This is a genomic window from Nitratidesulfovibrio oxamicus (assembly GCF_015731765.1).
Taxonomy (GTDB): domain Bacteria; phylum Desulfobacterota; class Desulfovibrionia; order Desulfovibrionales; family Desulfovibrionaceae; genus Cupidesulfovibrio; species Cupidesulfovibrio oxamicus.
This window is the reverse complement of the sequence record NZ_VRYY01000531.1, coordinates 1-1,503: the sequence shown is the minus strand read 5'-3', so window position 1 is coordinate 1,503 and position 1,503 is coordinate 1. Positions and strand designations below refer to the sequence as shown.

Sequence of the window (1,503 nt, the reverse complement as noted above, 5' to 3'; positions counted from 1 at the left end):
CCGGTGTCGTGGCGTCCGGCGTGGTGCGCGGGCGCGGCTGCGGGCGGTTTGCGCTGTGCGCCGCCCGGATCGTGAGTACTCGGAATCGGTGGAAGCGGGCGGGCACGTGGCCGGCCGGGCTTTCCGGTGTTCGGGGGGCCGCTGGTGGTCCTGCTGATACGGGGGACCGGGGCGGCTGGAAGCACCATTGCGGTGCGGCCTGTCAGGCTGTTGCGGCTTTCCGCCCGCACGGTGGGAGTGCGGCTGGGGCCTGTTTGCGGACGGTTCTGCCTGCCGTGGCGGCATGCTGCGGTGCCGTGCTGTCAGTGCCGTACCATTGCGCCGTGTCAGCGAAAGCGCATGTGGCGCAGGAACGCGGCGGAAAAATCGCTGGCGGCGGTCAGGTCCACCACGCGGCAGCCGGTGCGCCATGCATTGATGCGCGCGCGCAGTTCGGGCCGCAACAGCAGCAGTTCCGCCCCGCGCAACGAGGCGTTGCCCACGGCCCGCGTGCGCCCGGCCACCCCTGCGGGCAGAAATCCCAGTGTTTCGAGGTCATCGGGGCGGGCGTGCTCGCCCAGCGCCCCGGCAAGATACACGGCGTCCAGCGCCGTTCCGGGCATGTCTGCTTCCGCCAGCAGGCGTTCGTAGGCCAGGGAGAAGGCGGCCTTCACCTTCAGCACCTCTTCTATGTCGCCCGCTGAAAGATGCAAGCCCCCGGGAAGGGGCAAGCGCCGTTCGCCGCGCACCTCGACCAGTGATGCGGCAAGGCGACGCGCCAGCGGGGAATGCGGTTCCATCACGAAGCGACCGTCTTCGTCAAGCAGCCCGGCGCGCAACAGCACCCGGAGCAGCGAAAGATAGCCCGTGCCGCACAGGTGGGTGGGGGCGGCGGGGGTGCCGTCGTCTTCCGACAGCACGGTGGGCACAAGCCCGGCGGGGCCGAGGGTGAACGAGGCAATGGCCCCCGGCTGGGCCACCCCGCCGCAGGACAGGCCGATGCCCTCCAGCGCGGGGCCAAGAGCCACGCTGGTCACCAGCGCGCTGTCCGGCCCGGTGGCCAGCACGAATTCCCCGTTTGTGCCCAGGTCAGCCAGCAGGAAGGGAAAGCGGGGCGATGCGGCGGGGGCCGGGGCGGGCCCTGCGGCCTGCAATGTGCTGGCCGAGGCGCCTGCATCGGTCACGGCGGCCAATCCGCCGTACAGCAGCGCGGTCATGCCTGCCCCCACGTCGCCGCCTACGAAGGGCGCGGGCTGCGGGGGAATCCATACCTCCGGCCCGTCGGCCCCGTCGGCCCCGTCGGCCCCGTCGGCCCCGCCGGTCGAGCCGGGCAAGTCTGCCAGTCCGGGCAGGATTTCCACAGTGCCGCCCGCATAGTCCAGCCGGTAGGGGGCGGCGGCAAGGCCGGAGACGTCCCGGCCCAGCAGGATGGCGGTCATGGCCGAGTTGCCCGCCACGCACAGTTCCCGCACCGGGCCGGGCAACCCGGCGGCGATGCGGGCCACGGCGGCCAGGGTCAGATCG

At 72.4% G+C, this 1,503-nt stretch carries 1 protein-coding gene; it reads right to left on the bottom strand.

Going from position 1 to position 1,503, the window contains the following annotated elements; genetic code table 11:
* Positions 1-326: 326 nt before the first annotated feature.
* The coding region (locus FVW20_RS15025; protein ID WP_196610239.1) for an ASKHA domain-containing protein at positions 327-1,503 on the bottom strand (1,177 nt) is incomplete at its 5' end.